This is a genomic window from Plantactinospora sp. KBS50 (assembly GCF_002285795.1).
GTDB lineage: Bacteria > Actinomycetota > Actinomycetes > Mycobacteriales > Micromonosporaceae > KBS50.
On sequence record NZ_CP022961.1, the window covers coordinates 1758963 to 1778338 of the forward strand.

Annotated in this window: 13 protein-coding genes and 2 pseudogenes; 12 read left to right on the forward strand and 3 right to left on the reverse strand. The window is 68.9% G+C overall.

The window, feature by feature from the left end:
- Positions 1-629 precede the first annotated feature (629 nt).
- The 5 genes from CIK06_RS07985 (at position 630) to CIK06_RS31835 (ending at position 9495) form a co-directional block, all read left to right on the forward strand.
- On the forward strand, positions 630-6629 hold the full coding sequence (locus CIK06_RS07985) for a polymorphic toxin-type HINT domain-containing protein (protein ID WP_198348133.1): 6000 nt from the start codon (positions 630-632) through the stop codon (positions 6627-6629).
- Positions 6630-7525: 896 nt separating this feature from the next.
- Complete coding sequence (locus CIK06_RS07990) at positions 7526-7816, forward strand: DUF1778 domain-containing protein (RefSeq protein WP_095567480.1); 291 nt, start codon at positions 7526-7528, stop codon at positions 7814-7816.
- Positions 7813-8334 (forward strand): GNAT family N-acetyltransferase, encoded by a 522-nt coding sequence (locus tag CIK06_RS07995; RefSeq protein ID WP_095564295.1) that lies wholly within the window; start codon positions 7813-7815, stop codon positions 8332-8334. Before CIK06_RS07990 ends, CIK06_RS07995 begins: the two co-directional genes overlap by 4 nt.
- 189 nt (positions 8335-8523) lie before the next feature.
- Positions 8524-8859, forward strand: a complete 336-nt coding sequence (locus CIK06_RS29185) for a hypothetical protein (protein WP_157756646.1) — start codon at positions 8524-8526, stop codon at positions 8857-8859.
- 510 nt (positions 8860-9369) lie between these two features.
- Positions 9370-9495 carry a hypothetical protein gene (locus CIK06_RS31835; RefSeq protein ID WP_255408547.1) on the forward strand — a complete coding sequence of 42 codons (126 nt, stop codon included), beginning with the start codon at positions 9370-9372 and terminating at the stop codon, positions 9493-9495.
- A gap of 108 nt (positions 9496-9603) precedes the next feature.
- Here the strand turns inward: CIK06_RS31835 and CIK06_RS08005 are convergent.
- Positions 9604-9768, reverse strand: a pseudogene (locus tag CIK06_RS08005) (GntR family transcriptional regulator); the annotation flags it as partial.
- 209 nt (positions 9769-9977) lie between these two features.
- Between CIK06_RS08005 and CIK06_RS29190 the strand changes: the two are divergent.
- Both CIK06_RS29190 and CIK06_RS29195 read left to right on the forward strand, forming a co-directional pair.
- On the forward strand, positions 9978-10253 hold the full coding sequence (locus tag CIK06_RS29190; protein ID WP_198348134.1) for a hypothetical protein: 276 nt from the start codon (positions 9978-9980) through the stop codon (positions 10251-10253).
- Positions 10247-10732 carry a hypothetical protein gene (locus CIK06_RS29195; RefSeq protein ID WP_157756648.1) on the forward strand — a complete coding sequence of 162 codons (486 nt, stop codon included), beginning with the start codon at positions 10247-10249 and terminating at the stop codon, positions 10730-10732. Before CIK06_RS29190 ends, CIK06_RS29195 begins: the two co-directional genes overlap by 7 nt.
- Before the next feature lie 732 nt (positions 10733-11464).
- Here the strand turns inward: CIK06_RS29195 and CIK06_RS08010 are convergent.
- Positions 11465-12556, reverse strand: a complete 1092-nt coding sequence (locus CIK06_RS08010) for a bifunctional 2-polyprenyl-6-hydroxyphenol methylase/3-demethylubiquinol 3-O-methyltransferase UbiG (RefSeq protein ID WP_157756649.1) — start codon at positions 12554-12556, stop codon at positions 11465-11467.
- A 118-nt stretch (positions 12557-12674) separates the two neighbouring features.
- Here CIK06_RS08010 and CIK06_RS08015 point away from each other — a divergent pair, with 118 nt between their 5' ends.
- Positions 12675-12914: a DUF5522 domain-containing protein gene (locus tag CIK06_RS08015; RefSeq protein ID WP_232534076.1), complete on the forward strand. Its 240-nt coding sequence runs from the start codon at positions 12675-12677 to the stop codon at positions 12912-12914.
- A gap of 191 nt (positions 12915-13105) precedes the next feature.
- Positions 13106-13651 (forward strand): hypothetical protein, encoded by a 546-nt coding sequence (locus CIK06_RS08020; RefSeq protein ID WP_095564297.1) that lies wholly within the window; start codon positions 13106-13108, stop codon positions 13649-13651.
- 103 nt (positions 13652-13754) lie between these two features.
- Here the strand turns inward: CIK06_RS08020 and CIK06_RS08025 are convergent.
- A pseudogene (locus CIK06_RS08025) lies at positions 13755-14419 on the reverse strand (metal-dependent transcriptional regulator).
- Positions 14420-14542: 123 nt separating this feature from the next.
- Between CIK06_RS08025 and CIK06_RS08030 the strand changes: the two are divergent.
- Genes CIK06_RS08030 through CIK06_RS08040 form a run of 3 tightly spaced genes read left to right on the forward strand, consistent with a single transcriptional unit; the run spans position 14543 to position 19280 of the window.
- Positions 14543-15415, forward strand: a complete 873-nt coding sequence (locus CIK06_RS08030; protein ID WP_095564298.1) for a sulfurtransferase — start codon at positions 14543-14545, stop codon at positions 15413-15415.
- A 48-nt stretch (positions 15416-15463) separates the two neighbouring features.
- On the forward strand, positions 15464-16645 hold the full coding sequence (locus tag CIK06_RS08035; RefSeq protein ID WP_095564299.1) for an acetoin utilization protein AcuC: 1182 nt from the start codon (positions 15464-15466) through the stop codon (positions 16643-16645).
- Positions 16646-16649: 4 nt separating this feature from the next.
- A complete protein-coding gene (locus tag CIK06_RS08040; protein WP_095564300.1) occupies positions 16650-19280 on the forward strand; it encodes a bifunctional GNAT family N-acetyltransferase/acetate--CoA ligase family protein in 2631 nt (876 codons plus the stop codon).
- Positions 19281-19376: the final 96 nt, after the last annotated feature.

The window sequence follows — 19376 nt, forward strand, 5'->3', positions numbered from 1 at the left end:
GCGCCACTGCGGACCGGGCGGTCACCGGTGCGGCGAAGTCGACACATGCAGGTCGGACGCCGGTGTGGCTCGCCCCGGTCGCCTCGGCGGTGTCCGGCGCGGGCGCACGGAGTGCGGGACAGCCGGTCACCCGGGCCAGGGTGCAGGTGTTGGATCGGACCAGCATCGACGCGGCCTGGCGGGACGCCGTGCTGCTGCGGGTCGGCCGGGCGGATTCGACGACCGCATCGGGCCGGGTCGTGGTGACCGTCGACTACTCCGGTTTCGCGGATGTGTTCGGCGCGGACTGGTCAACCCGGCTGCGACTGGTGGCGGTGCCCGAGTGCGGTTTGACCACGCCAACCGTTGCCGGCTGCGCTGGGCGGCCGCTGCCCAGCCGCAACGATTCGAGGAACAAGCGCGTCTCCGCCGAGGTCGAGCTGCGGGCTGATGAGCCCGGAGTGGCAGCCGCCAAGGCCGGTGACTTCACCGCGCTGGTGGCGCTGCAGGCCGCGCCGAACGGCCCAGCCGGCGACTACCGGGCCACCTCGTTGCAGGCGTCGTCCACCTGGGCTGCCGGCGGATCGAGCGGAAACTTCTCCTGGTCGTACCCGGTCCGGGTGCCGCCGGCGCCGGGGCCGGCACCGAATGTGGCCCTGTCGTACTCGTCGAGCGCGGTCGACGGCCGCAGCGACGCGTCGAACAACCAGCCGTCCTGGCTGGGCGAGGGCTTCGAGTATTCGCCGGGCTTCGTCGAGCGGCGCTATGTGTCCTGTGCCGAGGACACCGGCAACGGTGCCACCAACGACGACCAGGTCGGGGACCTGTGCTGGGGCACCGACAACGCGGTGTTGTCGCTGAACGGCAGCTCCACCGAACTGGTCCGGGACGGTGCGAGCGGGACGTGGCGGCTCAAGGACGACGACGCGTCCAAGGTGGAGAAGCTGACCGGCGCCTCGAACGGCGACAACAACGGCGAGCACTGGAAGGTCACCACCTCCGACGGCACCCAGTATTTCTTCGGCCTCGACGACCTGCCCGGCCAGAGCGCCGCCACGAACTCCACCAACAAGGTGCGGGTGTACGGAAACCATTCGGGCGAGCCGTGCTACAACGCGTCGTTCGCGGCGGCCCACTGTGACCAGGCGTGGCGGTGGAACCTGGACTATGTCGTGGACACCCACGGCGGCACCATGTCGTACTGGTACAGCAAGGAGACCAACAAGTACGCGGCCAACGTCACCGACTCGGACGACGTGACCTACGACCGGGCCTCGACGCTGTCCCGGATCGACTACGGCACCTGGGACCGGGGAGCGAGCGACCGGTCGGTGACCCCGGTCGCGCAGGTCCTGTTCACCACCGCGGACCGATGCCTGTCGAGCTGCACGGATCATGACAACTGGCCGGACGTCCCGTGGGACCAGGAGTGCACGGGCTCAGACTGCGTCGGGCAGTACTGGCCGACGTTCTGGTCGAAGCGGAGGCTGACGAAGATCAGCACGCGCGTCGCCGGGGTGTCCGGCGACGTGGAGTCGTGGACGTTGGCCCAGAACTTCCCGCCGAACGGGGACGGGTCGCGGGACGGGATGTGGTTGGAGAGCATCCAGCACACCGGTCTGGTCGGTGGGTCGACAAGCGTTCCCGAGGTCAACTTCGACTGGGTGCAGCGGCCGAACAGGGTCGACCAGACCGACGATGGCAAGCCACCGATGTACTGGATGCGGCTGGCGACGATCTGGACCGAGACCGGTGGGAAGATCTCGGTGGTCTACTCGAATCCGCAGTGCGTCAAGGGCAGCACGATGCCGTCCTCGGCCCAGACGAACACGCTGCGCTGCTATCCGGTGCTCTCCGAGGACCCGTACACCAAGCAGACCGTCACCGAGTACTTCAACACGTACGTGGTCAACCAGGTGATCGAGTCCGACTGGACCGGCGGCGCCACCGATGTGATCACCTCGTACGAGTACCTGGACGGGGCGGCGTGGCGGCACGCGGACGACGACGGTTTGACCAAGGACAAGTTCCGCACCTGGTCGGACTACCGGGGCTACGGCCGGGTCCGGGTCCGCAAGGGCACCGATGGCCAGGAGACGCTGACCGAGACCCGCTACTACCGCGGCATGCACGGTGACCGGCAGGCGCCCAGCGGCGGGACCCGGACGGTCACCTTGGCGGCGGTGGACCTGAACGGCGACGGCGACACCGTGGACGTGGCCGACGCCCCGCAGGTCAACGACGACAACGCGCTGGCCGGCCAGGTCCGCGAACAGACCGTCTACAACGGGGTGGACACCGCCGTGGTGTCCCGGTCGGTCAGCCAGGGCTGGCAGTCGGCGGCCACGGCCACCCGGGACATGGGCGACACCACCACATACGCCCGATACACCGGCACCCAGACGAGTTGGGGCGCGGTGAAGCTGGACGCGGGCCGGGGTTGGCGGGTGTCCCGGCAGGACAACACCTTCGACGCGTACGGCATGGTGGCCTCCACCACCGACCAGGGTGACCTGGCCAAGAGCGACGACCAGACCTGCACGAAGTCCAGCTATGTCCGTAACACCGGTGCGAATCTCCTCTCGCTGGTCAACCGGATCGAGGTTTACGCGCTGGCGTGCGGGACCAACCCCAGCACGGCGGCCGACGTGATCTCCGACACCCGGACCTCCTACGACGCGCTGGCGTTCGGGGCCAGCCCGACCCGGGGCGACGCCACGAAGGTGGAGACGCTGAAGGACTGGACCGCCGGGGGCGGCACCACCTGGCTGACCGCCGGCACGTCAAGCTACGACGCGCACGGCCGGCCCACCGCGGTCACCGACGTGCGGGGCAACACCACCAGTACCACGTACACGCCGACGCTCGGCGGTCCGGTCACCGCGGTGAGCACCACCAATCCGCTCGGCTGGGTGGAGAGCAAGGAACTGTCGGCGGCGTTGGGCGTGCCGACCCGGGTGAGGGACGTCAACAACAAGATCACCGATCTGCGGTACGACGGGTTGGGCCGGCTGACGAAGGTGTGGCTGCCCAACCGGTCCATCGGGATCGACCCGGCGAACCCGACCAGCACCCCGTCGATCGAGTACGTCTACGACATTCGCAACAGCGGCGGGGTCAACGCCGTCACCACCAGGACCATCAACGCTGCGGGGAACTACCTCACCACGTACGCCCTGTACGACGGACTGCTGCGGGCGCGGCAGACCCAGACCGCGGCCGCGTCGGGCGGCGGGACGGTGTTTGTCGACACCGGCTACGACGCGGCCGGCCGGGTCGCGTACACCACCGGCAACCAGCGTAATCCGAACCTCACCCCGAGCACCTCGCTCTCTCCGGTGCCGGAGTGGGAGGCGACCAGCGAGACGGCAAACGAGTACGACCGGGCCGGTCGGCTCACCGCGAGTGTGTTCAAAAGCGGTGGTCAGGAAGTGTGGCGCACCAGCACCGGCTACGGCGGCGACCGGACGTATGTGACCCCGCCGCAGGGCGGCACCCCGACCACCGCCATCAGCGACGTGCGGGGCAACACGATCGAGGTTCGCCAGCACTCGGCCGCCTCGACCGGTGGGGCGTACGACGCCAGCACCTACACCTACAACCGCAAGAACCAACTGGTCGGGGTGACCGATCCGGCCGGCAACACGTGGACCTACGGGTACGACATCCGGGGCCGGCAAACCTCCAGCGACGATCCGGACAAGGGTCCGAGCACGTCAAGCTTCAACGACTACGGCGATCTGGTCGCCAGCACGGACGCCCGTGGCAACACGCTGGTGTACGACTACGACTCCCTGGGCCGCAAGCGGGGGCTCTACGACGGGTCCGTCGCCGCGGCCAACAAGCGGGCCACCTGGACGTATGACCCCAGCGGGGCGAAGGGGCAGTTGGCCTCCAGCAGCCGGTGGACCGGGGCGGGCGCCAACGAGTACAGGACCACCATCACCGGCTACAACGCTCTCTACCAGCCGACAGGTGAGGCTTACATCATCCCGGCGGCGGAGACCGGGGTCAGCGGCACGTACACGTTTTCCCGTTCCTACAAGGCCGATGGCGTCAGCGTGGGGGCGATCCGGTATCCCGACAACGACGGGCTGCTCTACGAGCAAGTGTCGTACACCTACGACTCGGTCACCGGTCTGGCGGACAAGGTCGAAACGACCTGGACAGGTGCCACCCGGTATGTCTCCAAGACCGAATACACCGCCTACGGTGAGCTGGGACTGCTCAAATTTCAGCAGAGCGACCAGAACTTCCTGCAACGGGCGTGGACCTATGACGATCCGACCCGGCGGGTCACGCGGGCCGAGACGATCCGGCAGTTGGCCCCGCAGTCGGTCGCCGATGTTCACTACGGCTACGACCCGGCCGGCAACATCACCTCCATCGCCGACCAGCCGGCCGGCGGTACGACCGACAACCAGTGCTTTGGCTACGACTACGCCCGCCGGCTCACCCAGGCGTGGACACCGTCCTCCGGTGACTGCCAGGCGGCCCCTTCGGTGTCGGGCCTCGGCGGTCCGGCCCCCTACTGGCACTCGTGGACCTTCGACCCGGTCGGTACCTCGACCGGTAACCGGGCCACCCAGATCCAGCACGGCGCGGTGACAACCGAGACGACCTATGCCTACCCCACCGCTGGTGCTGATCGGCCGCATGCGGTGACGGCGGCGGCCACGACGGGCGCCGGGGCCGGGACGAAGAACTACGGGTACGACGCCGCGGGCAACACGACCTGCCGGCCCAGCCCGGCCGTGGTAGCCAATTCCTGTCCGACCGGCACCGGTAGCCAGGCGCTGACCTGGGACAGCGAGAACAAGCTGAGCCAGCTGGCCGACGACGGCAAGGACAATTCCTACCTGTACGACGCGAACGGTTCGCGTCTCATCGCCCGGGACCCGACCGGCACCACCCTCTACCTGCCAGGCACCGAGATCCGCTACACCACCAGCACCGCCACCAAGACCGCCACGCGGTACTACAGCCACCTCGGCCAGGTCTTCGCCCAGCGCAAGTTGGACACCGAGATCACCTGGCTGGTCAACGACAACCAGGGTACCCAACAGATCGCAATCCAATCGGGCAACCAGGCCGTCACCCAACGCCGGCAGACGCCGTACGGGGAGCCTCGCGGTACGGCGCCGGCCTGGCCCAACCAACTCGGCTTCGTCGGCGGCACGATCGACGGCACCAGCGACCCCACCGGCCTGACCAATCTGGGCGCCCGCCCCTACGACACTGTGCTGGGCCGGTTCGTGGCCGTCGACCCCCTCATGGACCTCGCCGACCCCGAACAGTGGAACGGCTACGCCTACGCCAACAACTCCCCGGTCACCTCATCCGACCCTTCCGGCCTCATGGCCAAGGAGCCCGGCGGTGGAGGGAACTGCGATAAGGCGTGCCAGGATGGTCGGGAAGTCTATTACGCCAGTACCGGTAACGGGGCTGGCGCCGGAGGCGGAACCAAGAAGGCGCCTGTCAAGAGACTCCAGGACTTTGTGTTCGGTGTGAAGGCAGGCGCCGACAACTATTTATACGACAGGCTCCTGGGTGCCTGGATGATTGTAAACCATCCGGTTGAGGCGCTGGACAGCTTTGTTGCGGAAACAAACTACTGGCAATTTGAGTATGGTATGGCCAATCGCAATTCGGCTACGGCTTGTGTCATCACCGGTTTGTGCGCAATCTATAAAAATTTGTCTGAGGGCAATGATTTTGAAGCAGGCTACGGAGCTGGGCAACTCAGCATAGATCTGCTTCTTGCTGCCGTGACCGAGGGTGCTGGCGAAGCGGCGGCCGCAGGTGGCGCGGCCAGAGTCGCGAGCGGCGTGGGCAGGGCGAGTCGGCCGGTAAGGATCGCGGTGAAGTGTGCTAACAGTTTTGCCCCTGCCACGCTGGTCCTTATGGCCAGCGGCGCCACGAAACCGATCGGTGATGTCCAAGTCGGTGACAAACTCCTGGCCACTGACCCAGAGATTGGTCAAACAGCCGCTAAGACCGTCACCCACCTGCACCGCAATCACGACACCGACCTTACCGATCTCACCGTGCAGGACGGTGCCACCGGAAGAACCTCCGTCCTGCACACAACGTCGCATCACCCCTTCTGGAGCGTGAATCGACACGCCTGGGTCGACGCAGCCGACCTCGTCGCGGATGATCAACTTCTCGACGCCGATGGTCGTACCACCCACACGGTCGCTGCGGTGAAGAGCTGGACCGGTCTGCACTGGATGTACAACCTCACGGTCGCCGACATCCACACGTACTATGTGATCGCCGGCGAAACACCGGTCCTGGTTCACAACTGCGGACCTGATGACTTGGTGCATGTATACCGGGCACCGCAAAGGGGTAATGGCCCCGATGAGCTCGCCAATGGGCTGAATCCGGCACGGCACAGAGAAGGCAACGGCAATGCCTACATCGGGACGGAAGACGTTGCACAGAAGTACGCCGACTATGCGGTCGGTACGCATGAGGACGGATATATCAAGTTCACGTTTAGGCGCTCTGAGTTTGAAGAGCATTTCGGTCCCGGATTGAAATATGAGGGCGGCCCTGGGTTGGAGTGGGAGATTCCCCATGGGAAGATCGATCTCTTCAACCAGCTGGCCCAATCGAGGGAGTGGCTATGGGCCCCATGGTAGGAGCCAGAGATAGAGACATCCATGACATGCCGTCATCGCAATGGGGTACTCTGGGCTCTGAACTCGTCGGATGTGTCGTCGAGGTCCGGATTTTATGCGTCCACCCCTTCGGGGTCGGTGTTCATTTGACTGCCCAAGATGCCTATGGACACGTCAATGCACCTCGTGTGACGGATGGCCGATTCACGGTTGAAGAGGCTTCGCGTCATATCGGCGAAGTTCGAAGGGCTCTCATCCTTTCTGCGGAGCCAGGTAGACAGCCTACTCTCACAATTCGTCCTTCGGAGGTTCCGAACTCCTGATGCTCGTATCGGCGAGTAAAATTCCCGGCGGCACCGATATTCTTTGCGATTAGCTTTATCGCCTTTCGGGCCGCGGCCGACATTCGATTATTGGTTGTTGGCGAAGTATGGACGCGACCCTGGTGGGAGTCTTCGCGCGGTCTGGGCCGACCTTCCGGGGCGTATTGGCTTCGTGACTTCGTGCGTAGAAGTGCGTGGCGGTGCGTCCCGGTTGCCGTCAGCGTTGCCGTCAGACACTTGGTACGCATCCGAATGTATGGATAAAGTCCAATGTGGATGGACCCGGGCCCTGACGGCTGGGTGAATGGGTTGCTCGGTGCCGGGCCGCGCTTGCGTGGCGTGGCGTCGATCGCCGGGCGAACCGACTGGGTTGACGACCCTCGGCGATCGTCACGGCTCTGTGTCGCGGTGGGCTTGATCGGCTGCCGGGGTCTGGGGCGATCTTGTTGCGTGGGCGCGTGCGCGCGGGCCGGAACGGCGTAGCGTGTGCGCGTGCGTCCGGCGTAGCCGGGCGCTCTTGATTATGTAGAGCAGATTTGGACCAGCCTCGGGTCCAGCCTTCGTGGTGGCGTACGTTGTGCGTACACTCGGGTGATGAGTGCGAAGGCGGAGCGGCTACACCTACGGGTGGATGCCGAACAGAAGGCGTTGCTGGAGGCGGCCAGCCAGGCCGCCGGTGCGAGTGTGTCGACGTTCGTACTGAAGGCGGCCACCGACGCGGCGGCTGACGTGCTCGCCGATCGGCGAGCGTTCCTGCTGGACGAGGCCGCGTGGCGGGTGTTCGACGAGGCGCTGGACCGCCCGGCCCAGGATGTTGCCGGTCTGCGCGAGTTGGTGGCTGGGCCGACGGTTCTGGACCGCTCGGCGGGCGAGGTGCAGCGGTGAGTTCGCGTTTCTCGTCGGTCGAGCCGTTGTCGGCCATGCATGTGGTGACCGGCTTCGACTGCGGCTCGCCTGCTCAGTCGGTCTGGCTGGCCGAGCACGCCCTGCAGGCGCACCGGGCCGGGCTGTCCCGGGTGTACGTCGTCGCTGACGCCGATCACCCGGATCGCCGGGTGATCGGCTATTACGCCCTGGCTGCCGGCAGCGTCGCCCCGGCTGACGCCTCCCCACGGCTGCGGCAGGGTGCCGGCCGCTACCACCAGCCCGTGGTGATCCTGACCCGCCTCGGCGTCGACCGCAGCGCCCAGGGCGCCGGACTCGGACGTGCCCTGGTGGTTGATGTGCTGCGGCGCATCGCCGCCGCAGCCGAGGTCATCGGTGTCCGCGCGGTGCTCATCCACTGCGAGACCGACGCCGCCCGCGACTTCTATCTGCGCCTGGCCAAGTTCGAGCCGAGTCCCACGGATCCGATGCACCTGCTGCTGTTGATGAAGGACCTCCGCCGAGCTCTCGCGGGGTAGCGCGCGCATCCGTTCGGGTGTGGTGGTCTGTGCACGTTGCCGTCACGGTTGCCGTCAACACCGCCCGACGCCCCGAACCTCTATCCGGCCGGCCACGAAAGACCAGGTGAGAGCCCTTCACTGATCGGTCACTCTCCGTGTCGGCCGTGAATATGCCACACGTACTATGTGATAGCCGGCACAACCCCGGTGCTTGTCCACAACAGCAACTGTGATCCGATCTGGACTGCGACAAAGAACAAGTCAGCTGTAGAGAACGCGTACGGGCACTACAAGAAACATGGCGCGGAGTTCCCTGATGTTCAAAACTCCCTTCAGTATGTAAACAAAGCGAAGGATTGGTTCAACAATCCGACGGGCACAACTCTTACGAGAACGCGAGGAAACGGCGATGTCGTCCGATTCGATCCGCAGACGGACTACTTCGGCGTCATGACGAAGGACGGGACGCCTAGAACTTTCTTCCGCCCCGATCCGGCACAACACGGCTACCCGACCAATTTGGATTACTTCAATGCCCAGTGACATGCTCATATGCCGAGTCTGTGGACTTGATCAAGAGGACCCGCCCTGGGGGATGACGGGGCAACGCCTTCGTTTGAAATCTGTGATTGTTGTGGTGTCGAGTTCGGTTATGAGGATGCTACCCTTCCCGCAATAATCCGCTTCCGGGAGGCGTGGATAAATGCGGGTGCCAAATGGCACGTTGAGCGCCTGCGACCCGCCGAATGGGATCTCCACCGACAGTTGGCCAACATACCCTCTAGGTGGTTTGGTCCACGACACTGAAGCGGTGTATTCGTTCCAGCCGATTGTGAAAGGGCACCAAGGGGGAAGATGGATTTCCGACGTTCTGGCATCTCATCCATCGGACCGTGTTCGGGCGTCGCTGTGCGTTTCCGGGCGCTGGGGCGCGCCTGGGTTGCTGTCACGGTTGATGTCAGATGATCATAAGCATCCGCGAGTGTCGATTTAATGCCGGACCTTCGACGGCGAGGGTGGTGTGCGTTGCCAACGGCGTCGACGTGCTTGCTGATGACGTTGCCGAGCCTGCATGTCTCGGATCGGTACTGGCGTAGCGATCTCATGCCGTCGTACTGGTCGCTGCTCCAGGTGTCACCGTTCGCCTGGGCGATGGTGGGCGTGCGCGCGGGGCCGTAGGTCCTGAGCGCGTGCGCGCGGCCCGGCTTCGGCCGGGCCGCTTCTCTTGATCCTGTAGAGCAGATTTGAGCCAGTCGGATCTTGGCCGAGGGCCTTGGTCCGGCTGGCTTACTGCTTTGGTGCGCGGTCGCGGCTGCTGCGGGGACGCTTGGCGGGCGGCGAAGGCTGGTCGCCGGCGCTGGCCCGTTGGAGGTGTTCGGGCTGCTGGGCGCAGTTACCTCGGTCGGCCTGGTATTTGATCACTTCGTCGATAAGGTCGTTGTTGGTGTCGGCGATAACCGCCATCCATCGATGCCGGGGCCGCTGAAGGGTGCGTCTCCCCAGGTTGCCGTCACCGTCGCCGTCAACACCCATAGATTTCGATGCGTCGGGTCGGCGCTACACACGAAAGGCCAGGTGACACGCCCCAAAAACGTAAGTCACACTGGGTGATGGGGTGAAAAACCCACACGTACTATGTGCTAGCCGGCAACACGCCAGTCTTGGTCCACAACGACGGTGCCTACCCAACTAGTGGCACCATCGTTTCCCGCGGTACGATGAAGATTCAAATCTACGCGAACGATCATGGGCCTCCGCATGCTCATTTCAAGGACGGCAAGTCCGACATTCAAATTGGCCAGAATGGTAAGCCACTGAACCCAGACGTGACGCTAGACTCCAAGCAACAGGCATTTGTCGACGAGAACGTAAAAACGATCCGGGGAAGCATCGGAGCGAAGATGCGCGAGTACCGGTTGAGCGGTGGTGGATGCTGATGGGCGGGTCGCTTGATGACACGGTGGAGCGGCTTGCTCGACTTGTCGGTGTCGCCACCGGCGACATGAGCGACGAACATGCTCGCTGGGCAATTTACCTGAAAGGGATGGAGTTGCCTGCCGCGCGCGAGCTGCTACTCCGAGCTGTCGATGCCGAAAGTGACGACAACCTCGCGGCTTCCGTCGTGCTCCGCATGATTGAAAGAATTGGCGAGGCGGAACGTGCAGAGTGGGTGAATTCACTTCGAGGTGACAAGCGTACCTATGCGCATCGTCGCGCGCTTGAGTTGACGATTCTTGAGCGCATCTTATCGGGCACGCTCGAATCTGCCGAGGTGGTCCAACAAATTGATGGTTGGACGGATTGGCTTCAGTTGCGAATAGCTGAGTCGGCAACCAGTCCGGAAGTTCTCGAAATCGTAGGCGAGGCGGGGAGAAATCGACGTATCCGCAAAACTGCTAAAGATCGGCGAGCATAAACCGGAGGCTAGCGATGGCACTGATGGTTGACCGTTTCACGGTTTGGTACGGCAACTACTGTCGGCGTTAGGCCGATCTGGGCTCACGTTGAGCTGTTCGATTTTACCTATGTCGATCTTCCTTTGGGCTGGAGTTCGCGAAGCGAGATGAAGGGATATTTGGAATTAGTGCACTGTGGGGTATCGCAGCATGATTGAAAACCCTTCGCACAATGATGACTTCATGGAGCGTGAGCGTGGCGCATGGCGGGACTTCCTGGCGGACAATGAAGGTACGTTCGAGGAAGGGCCAGATCAGGAGAAGATCCGACTGCTGCGCAACGCATTCAACTCTGGTCGTACCGTTCTAAACCCCCGAGGCAGGATATAGATCTTGAATGGCCGGGTTCGCCCGATGTGGTCCGTGTGACGGTTTGGGACTGGGGTAATCGGATGAGGTATCCCGATGGAGGTGGGTTGTCCGCGCGGGGCGGGCGAGGCGTGAGGTGGTACGACGGCAGGCGGCTGGGTGGTTCGCCGAGGGTGTGTCGGTGCCGGAGGTGCGGCCATCGACGCCGGCGACGCCCGCCTCCACTGCCGCATCGCCGCCGTCGGTCGGCTCATCGACATCGACCGCCGTGCGCAAAAGAAAACCCGCGGCCACGCCGGATCAGCGACGATGGCTGGATTCAGGGGCGGCTGAAAATGACCGCTGGTAGGTTCTGTGATCTGTCCGGTGGGCAGCGGCGCGGGTCAGGAGTCCAGCCAGGCGGTCGAGGCGGCGCCGTCGTCCGTGGTGCTCGCCCCGGCCACCGGGAAACCGAGCCGGCTCACCTGCTCGGCCGCTCCGGGCAGGGAACCGCCCGGCCCCTGGTACACGCTGACCAGCAGCCGCCCACCCCGCTCGACCAGGGTGTCGAGGGCGTGCCGGAGCAGGTCGCCGGTCCGGGCGGCGGGTACGAGGTCCAGCAGGACGTGGACGAAGGTGAAGCGTTGGCCGTCGTCCGGTCGCCAGTCGATCGCGTTGCCGACGTCGAACCGGTCGGCCCAGTGTGGCAGTCGACGGCGGGCCAGGGCCACGAGCCGCGGCGCCAGGTCCACCCCGTACGGTTCGACGCGCAGCCCGCGTTCGGCGGCCCAGCTCTGGATGGACTCGGCGAGCAGCCCGTTGGCGCAGCCGACGTCCAGGAAGGTGCCGTGGCGGTCGATGCCGTTCATGATGATGCCGCGCCGGGTCCGCCACAGCGCGGCGTCGCCGCCGAAGCCGGAGCCGGCCTGCGGGGTGCTGCCACGCAGGTACGCGGGTTCGAGCAGCCGGAGGTTGTCGGCGTAGTAGCTCGACTCGTCCTGGTCGAGAAAGGACCGGTGTCCGTCGCGTAGCGCGGTGGCCTGCTCGGTCCGGCCGGCCGCGGCGAGCCGTCGGGCGATGCCGGCGGGGTCATCGACGACCAGCCGCACCCGGCGGTGCGGGCGCGTTCCGGTGTAGCGGTCGCCGTCCAGCCAGGCGTAGACGGTGTCGCCGTCGGCGGCGAACGGGTGGATCCGCTGCGCCCGGAAGCCGGCGGTGAGCATCGGGATTCGCCGGCTGGCGTCGAGTAGCCAGTGCTCACCGGGTTCGACGTCGCCGGCGGGCAGGTGCGGCCCAACCGGCCCGTCGGGAACGGCCACCCGTGCACCGCCGCGGCCGGAGGCGGCCGCGCGGACGCCGTCGTCAGGATCGGCAGTGGCTCCGGTGGGGCCGCCGTCGGAAGCGGCGGTGCCCGAGCCGCCCGGCAGGAAGGGTACGAACACCAGCCTGCGGACGGTTGTCGGATCCGGATCCTCGTCCATTGTGCGATAGGCCATCCGGCCAGGATGACCGAGCGGCTCCGGCGCCGCCACGCGATTGTCGCGCGTCCCCGGGCGGTGGGCTGGGCGCGCGGGCCGGGCGTCGGCACTGCCGGGGCGTCCCTAGACTGGCCGGGTGCCGCCCGAGCCCCGGCCGCTGGCCCACCGACCGCTGGCCGAGCCGCATCCGTCGCGGCTCGCGCCGGATCACCCGGACCGGGAGCGGATCCTGGCCGCGCACACCGCGGCGCTCGCCGCGGGCCAGGCCGGCTACCTCGACCCGGAAACCGGGTTGTTCGTGCTCACCGCCGGCTTCCTGGCCGACCGGGGTACCTGTTGCGGCCGGGGCTGCCGGCACTGCCCGTACGTCACCTGAGCCGGGCGGTCCCGCCGCGGCCGCCGCGCGGGACCGCACCGACACCGGACGGTACGCGGCCGGTGGCTGAGGTTGCCGAACCGGTCACCGGGTAGGTTCGGAGGACGACTTTCGTCCGGGCGCACCCGCCAGTACCGTGTGCCCCGGACTGACGGGCACGGAAAACCAACGGGCACGGAAGGGAGGACGCCGTGCGTACGCGTGCGAGCCTGATCGGTGCCGGACTGCTGGCACTGGCGGGCTGTGGCAACGACGGGTCGGCGGAGCCGGCGGCCGTGCCACCGCCGACGACGGTGAACATGCCTGCGGCCAGCGCCGGCGGCGCCTGCGAACTGCTCGACTTCGCCTCCGCGGCGAAGGCGGTGGGGGTGTCGTTCGACGTTTCCGGCGCCACCGAGGTGAACGGTACGCAGAGCTGCGTGCTGCGCTCCCAGCAGGCGCAGGCGCCGGACCTGACGTTGTCGATCAGCAAGACGAAGGCGGACGTCGCGATCTTCAAGCAGGAGGCGGTGCCGCGCGGCGGCACGTCCCTGTCGGGGCTCGGCCGCGCCGCCTACCGGTCGGTGTCGGCGCCCGCGAAGGGCAAGGCGGCGACGGCCGAGGTGGGCTGGCTCAGCAAGGACGGCCGGCTGGTCACGGTGCGCTACTCGGGCGCGCCCGAGGACGACCAGGACTCCGCCGAGGAGCTGGTACCCGGCCTGGTCGAGCTGGCCAAGAAGATCGACTCCCGGCACTGAGCGCGGAGGCCCGGTCGCGGACGCTCGCCGTCGCCGAGGCCCACCGTCGCCGAGGCCCACCGCCGCCGAGGCTCACCGGCCGGCGGCCGGTGAGCGCGTCCGGTCAGGGGCCGGCGGCGACGAAGACCCGCGAGGCGACCTCGCGGGGAGCCGGATCTTGTCCCCCGAGCGGTCGATCGTGACGCCGTCCCGTTCCTGCTGGACCGTCACGGTCGCGCCCGGGTCGACGCCCGCGGCGTGCAGCTGACGCAGCACGTCCGCGTTGGTCTGCACGCTCTCGCAGATCCGCCGGACCGTGACGGCGCCGGTGAGACCCGGGAAGACCAGGTTGCGCTCCAGCTCGCCGCCGGCCCTGGAGTCGTCGGCCGGCTGCGACTCGTCAATGGCCTCCAGCCCGGGGATCGGGTTGCCGTACGGCGACCGGGTGGGGCGGTTGAGCAACTCGTAGACCTTCCGCTCCACGGCGTCGCTCATCACGTGCTCCCACCGGCAGGCCTCCTCGTGGGCCTCCTCGTACGGCATGCCGATCACGTTGACCAGCAGCAACTCGGCCAGGCGGTGCTTGCGCATCACCGCCACGGCGCTCGCCCGACCGAGGTCGGTGAGCTGCAGGTGCCGGTCGCCCTCCAGGGTGAGCAGCCCGTCCCGTTCCATCCGGGCCACGGTCTGGCTCACGGTGGGGCCGCTCTGCCGCAACCGCTCGGCGATCCTGGCGCGCAGCGCCGGCACACCCTCCTCCTCGAGTTCGAGGATGGTGCGCAGGTACATCTCGGTGGTATCGACCAGGTCGTTCACGTCAGCGGACCTCCTGACCGTGATGCTACCTCGCACCCTTGACAGAACGTCGGGGCGCGGTGCCGGGTCCGGCCCGGATGGTGTTGACTGAACGCTATGTCCGGTACCGCTGAACTTCTGGTCGATGCGCCGACGCTTGCCGCGGAACTGGCCCGCGAGGATCCGCCCACCCTGCTGGACGTGCGGTGGCGGCTGGCCGGTCCGCCCGGCCGGGACGACTACCTGGCCGGACACCTGCCGGGTGCGGTCTTCGTGGACTTGGACACCGCGCTGTCCGGGCCGCCGGGTCCGGGCGGCCGGCACCCGCTGCCCGATCCGGGGCGGTTGCAGGACGCGCTGCGCGCGGCCGGGGTCCGCGAGGGTCACCCCGTCGTGGTCTACGACGGCGGCGACGGCCTGGCCGCGGCCCGCGCCTGGTGGACACTGCGCTGGGCCGGACACCGGCCGGTCCGGGTGCTGGTCGGAGGGTTTCCGGCCTGGGCGGCCGACGGCCACCCGGTCCGGCCGGGGGACGGTACGCGGCCGGGGCCGGCACCGGGGGACGTGACCGTACGGCCCGGTGCGTTGCCGGTGCTGGACGCCGCGGCCGCGGCCGGGCTCGCCGAGGCGGGCGGGGCGCTGCTGGACGTGCGGGCGCCGGAGCGGTACCGGGGCGAGACCGAACCGATCGACCCGGTGGCCGGGCACGTGCCGGGCGCGGTGAATCTGCCGATCCGCGAGCTGCTCGCCGGTCCGGGCCGGCCGCTGCCGGTCGCCGACCTGCGGTCCCGGTTCGCGGCGGCCGGCATCGGACCCCAGGTACCGGTGGGCGCGTACTGCGGGTCGGGGGTGACCGCCGCGCAGGCCGTGCTGGCGCTGCACCTGGTCGGCCGCACGGACGTCGCGATGTACGTCGGGTCGTGGAGCGACTGGATCGCCGACCCGGACCGGCCGGTGGCAACCGGCCCGGGTGGTTCGTCCGGTTCGTGAACATGAAGCATCCTGGGTGCCGGTCCGGTGGCGTGCGAGGATGGCGCCATGTCGGACGGCACTGTGGTGGTGTGGGACGAGCGGCTGCTGGCGTACGACCTGGGTGAGCACCCGCTCGACCCGGTGCGGGTCGAGTTGACGATGGCGTTGGCCCGCGAGTTCGGCGTCCTGGACCGGCCGGGTGTGCGTCTGGTGACGCCCGAGCCCGCCGACGACGCCGCGCTGACCCGGGTGCACGAGGCGGACTACCTGACCGCGGTGCGCGCCGCGGCGCACGACCCGTTCTTCGTCGGCCACGGCCTCGGCACCGCCGACAACCCGGTCTTCGCCGGGATGCACGAGTCCAGCGCGCTGATCGCCGGGGCCAGCATCGCCGCCGCCGAGGCGGTCTGGCGGGGCGAGGCCCGCCGCGCCGTGAACGTCTCCGGCGGCCTGCACCACGCCATGCCGGACCGGGCGTCCGGGTTCTGCGTCTACAACGATCCGGCGGTGGCGATCGCCCGGCTGCTGGACGCCGGTGCGGAGCGGATCGCCTACGTGGATGTCGACGTGCACCACGGCGACGGGGTGCAGCACATCTTCTACGACGACCCGCGGGTGCTCACCGTCAGCCTGCACGAGACCCCGCTGGCGCTGTTTCCCGGCACCGGTTTCCCGGACGAGACCGGTGGGCCGGGCGCCGAGGGCAGCGCCGTGAACCTGCCGCTGCCGCCCGGCACCGGCGACGCCGGCTGGCACCGCGGGTTCGCCGCGGTGGTGCCGTCGGTGCTGCGTGCGTTCCGGCCACAGCTGCTGGTCACCCAGTGCGGCGCCGACGCACACCGGCTGGACCCGCTGGCCGACCTGCGGCTCTCGGTGGACGGGCAGCGGGCCGCGTACCTGGCGTTGCGCGACCTGGCCGAGGAACTCTGCGACGGCCGCTGGGTGGCCCTCGGCGGCGGCGGGTACGCGCTGGTCGAGGTGGTGCCGCGGGCCTGGACCCACCTGCTCGCGGTGGTCACCGGCGAGCCGGTGGAGCCGGCCCGGCTCACCCCGCCGGCCTGGCGGGACCTGGCCCGGCACCGCCGCCCCGAGCGGGAGACGCCGCTGCGGATGACCGACGACGCGGATCCGGCGTACGAGCCGTGGCAGCCCGGCGGCGAGCCCGACGCGGTGGACCGGGCCATCCTGGCCACCCGCAAGGCGGTGTTCCCGCTGCACGGTCTCGATCCGTACGACCCGCGCGACTGACCGGATGACCGGTACCCCGACCGCCCCGGACCGCTCGGCCGACGTGCTGCTCACCGACGGCTCGACCGTCCACCTGCGGCAGATCGGGCCGGCGGACGCGCCGGCCATCGTGGCGATGCACGGGCGGTTCTCGGAACGCACCCGCTACCTGCGGTACTTCTCCCCGTACCCGGGGATCCCGGAACGCGATCTGGCCCGCTTCGTCACGGTGGACCACCACGACCGGGAGGCCTTCGTGGTCACCTCCGGCGACCGGATCCTGGCGGTCGGCCGGTACGAGCGGCTGGGGCCGGACGCGCCGGACGCCGAGGTGGCGTTCGTGGTGGAGGACGCGCACCAGGGTCGGGGGATCGGCTCGGTGCTGCTGGAACACCTGGCCGAGGCGGCCCGGCAGGAGGGGATCGCCAGCTTCGTGGCCGAGGTGCTGCCCACCAACGGCGCGATGCTGCGGGTCTTCGCCGACTTCGGCTACCAGGTCCAGCGGCAGTACGCCGACGGGGTGGTGCACCTGACGTTCCCGATCGCACCCACCGAACAGTCCCTGGCCGTGCAGTGGCGCCGGGAGCGGCGCACCGAGGCGCGCTCCATCGCCCGGCTGCTGGCCCCGCGGGCGGTCGCCGTCTACGGCGCCAGCACCACCGGCCAGGGCGTCGGGGCGGCGCTGCTCGGTCACCTGCGCGACGGCGGGTACCCCGGGACGATCGTGCCGGTGCATCCCACCGCGCCCGTCGTGGCGGGGCTGCCCGCGTACCCGTCGGCGGCCGGCGCCGGGGCGCCGGTGGATCTCGCGGTGGTCGCCGTGGCCGCCGAGACGGTGCCGGAGGTGGTGCGGGACGCGGCGTCGGCCGGCGCGCACGGCCTGGTGGTGGTCTCGGCCGGGTTCGCCGAGGCGGGCGAGGAGGGGGAGCGGGCGCAGCGGGAGCTGGTGCGCGTCGCGCACGGCCTGGGGCTGCGGGTGGTCGGCCCGAACTGCCTGGGCGTCGCGAACACCGACGAGGCGGTACGGCTGAACGCCACCCTCGCGCCCCGGCTTCCGGTGCCGGGCCGGGTCGGGCTGTTCAGCCAGTCCGGGGTGTTCGGTGTGGAACTGCTGGCCGAGGCGGACCGGCGCGGCCTCGGCCTGTCCAGCTTCGTCTCGGCGGGCAACCGGGCCGACGTCTCCGGCAACGACCTGTTGCAGTACTGGCGGGACGATCCGCGCACCGACGTCATCCTGCTCTACCTGGAAACCTTCGGTAACCCGCACAAGTTCGCCCGGCTGACCCGGGAGATCGGGCGGAGCAAGCCGATCGTCGCGCTGGCCGCGGCGCCCGCGGAGGCGAGCGACCCGACGCGCGCCGAGGTGGGCGACCCGCCGCCCGCCGAGGTGGGCGGCAGGGCGCCGACCGAGGTGAGCGGCCCGGACGCCGCGGCCGTGACGGCGCTGTTCGCCCGCTCCGGGGTGGTCCGGGTGGAGACCGTGGCTGAACTGCTGGACGCCGGGGTGCTGCTGGCCAACCAGCCGCTGCCGGCCGGAAGGCGGGTCGGCGTCGTCGGCAACTCCTCGGCGCTCACCCGGCTGGCGGCCACCGCCTGCGTGTCCCGTGGTCTGATGGTCGCCGACGGCTATCCGGCGGATGTCGGCCCGCGGGCCACCGCGCACGACTTCGGCGACGCCGTTGCCGAGGCCGCCGTGCATCCGGGGGTGGACGCCCTGGTGGTGGTGTTCGCGCCGCCGTTGCCCGGCCAGTTTCCGGACGTGGATGCCGACTTCGTCAGCGCGCTGGCCAGCGTGGCGCTTGCCGGTGACCGGCCGACCGTGGCCACCTACCTGGCCGGCCGGCTGCCGCCGGGGGTGCCGTCGTACCCCTCGGTGGAGGAGGCGGTGCGGGCGTTGGCGCGGGTCGTGGAGTACGCCGACTGGCTCCGCCAGCCCGCCGGTGAACTGCCCGAACTGTCCGACGTGGACGAGGAGGCGACCCGGTCGGCCACCGCGGCCGGCGGCCCCGGGCTGGCCGAGGCGCTGCTGCGGGCGTACGGGATCGCGGTCACCCCCTCGGAGCGGGCCGGTACGGCGGACGCCGCCGCCGCGGCGGCCGGCCGGCTGGGCTACCCGGCCGTGCTCAAGTCGGCCCGCTCGGGTCTGCGGCACCGGCTCGACCTGGGCGCCGTCCGGCTGGCCCTGGCCGACGAGGCCGCGCTGCGCGCCGCGTACGCCGATCTGGCCGCCGGGTTCGGCCCGGACGTGCTGGTCCAGCCGATGGTGCCGGCCGGGGTGGCGTGCGTGGTGGAGACCGTGCTGGATCCGGCGTTCGGGTCGGTCGTCGGCTTCGGCCTGGGCGGCGTGGCGACCGAACTGCTCGGCGACCGGGCCTGGCGGGCCGCGCCGCTGACCGACCGGGACGCCGAGGGGCTGGTGGACGAGCCGCGGCTGGCGCCGCTGCTGCACGGCTACCGGGGCGCCGAGCCGGTGGACCGGGCGGCGCTGGTCGACCTGCTGCTGCGGGTGGGCCGGCTGGTCGACGACCACCCGGAGGTCCGCACGCTGCGACTCAACCCGGTGCTCGCCCGCCCCGACGGGCTCACCGTGCTGCACGCCGAGGCGACGCTGGACCGTTCGCTGACCCGTCCGGACAGCGGCCCGCGCCGGCTGTGAGCCGGACGGGAACGCGCGCCGCGGTCGTGGAACGGCGGGGAACGCGGCGCTGCGGTCGTGGAACGGCGGGGAACGCGGCGCTGCGGTCGTGGAACG

Coding starts and splice junctions, on each gene's coding strand:
- CIK06_RS08030 (WP_095564298.1), top strand. CDS start 14,543: ATGTCCGGTACCGCTGAACTTCTGGTCGATGCGCCGACGCTTGCCGCG.
- CIK06_RS08010 (WP_157756649.1), bottom strand. CDS start 12,556: ATGGCCTATCGCACAATGGACGAGGATCCGGATCCGACAACCGTCCGC.
- CIK06_RS07990 (WP_095567480.1), top strand. CDS start 7,526: ATGAGTGCGAAGGCGGAGCGGCTACACCTACGGGTGGATGCCGAACAG.
- CIK06_RS31835 (WP_255408547.1), top strand. CDS start 9,370: ATGACGTTGCCGAGCCTGCATGTCTCGGATCGGTACTGGCGTAGCGAT.
- CIK06_RS29195 (WP_157756648.1), top strand. CDS start 10,247: ATGCTGATGGGCGGGTCGCTTGATGACACGGTGGAGCGGCTTGCTCGA.
- CIK06_RS08040 (WP_095564300.1), top strand. CDS start 16,650: ATGACCGGTACCCCGACCGCCCCGGACCGCTCGGCCGACGTGCTGCTC.
- CIK06_RS08035 (WP_095564299.1), top strand. CDS start 15,464: ATGTCGGACGGCACTGTGGTGGTGTGGGACGAGCGGCTGCTGGCGTAC.